This is a genomic window from Gluconobacter sp. P1D12_c, assembly GCF_018812105.1.
Lineage (GTDB): Bacteria > Pseudomonadota > Alphaproteobacteria > Acetobacterales > Acetobacteraceae > Gluconobacter > Gluconobacter oxydans_A.
Genome location: NZ_JACSIQ010000101.1, coordinates 1 through 711 on the forward strand (window position 1 = coordinate 1; position 711 = coordinate 711).

1 protein-coding gene is annotated in these 711 nt (G+C 46.1%); it reads left to right on the forward strand.

Annotated elements, in window-relative coordinates; translation table 11 throughout:
- Nucleotides 1-711: protein rep (locus KP705_RS15750; protein ID WP_215764878.1), on the forward strand; the 711-nt coding region annotated here is incomplete at both ends.

Below are 711 nucleotides of genomic sequence, written 5' to 3' on the forward strand. Positions count from 1 at the left end.
CTGACAGGCTTGAAGGTCTGGGGATTCCGTCTAGGCGTAAGAAGCAGGATGGCACCTTTTTCAAGGTGGGTTTGCTGTCTGGATTAGCTAAGCAGATGGATGAACAGTTTAGGCATATCATGTTCATTCCTGCTGTTGCTGTTGCTGAGCGTCGCCAGTTGAGGAATGAGCTGACCTATTGGATTGATAACATTCTCCCGAATAAGGGGAAGTATCTGCGGTACATGGTTATCACCTGCGGTGAGAACGTCCGCATATATGATGACCTCAAGGCGGAGCATAGGAAATGGACACGCAAGCTCTCTGATTGCTTCCGTTGGCTCAATCAAAAATATGGTTCAAATCTGTATTTCAGGGGGACTGAGTTCACTCATAATGAGGATCATGAAACCCTTAACATGCATATGAATATCCTCTTTGATCTGCCGTATTTGAAGGGGAACGGCTGGCAGGATTTTCTTGCTGATGTTCGTGAGAGGATGTCGTGCATTGTTAAGGATGCGGGAACTCTTGAGTCTGTTGATGAGGTCACAAAATATGTGACTAAGCCGAACGATATTGAGACGATGGAGGATGGCCATCTTGAGTGGTTCTATAATGAGACACTCAATACGCGACTGATACAGAGGTACGGATCGTTTAAGGAGTTCAAGGGGTCTCTTAATGATGAGAGGCTTCGCATCGTTCGAGATCAGTCTGATGGATCTCTGA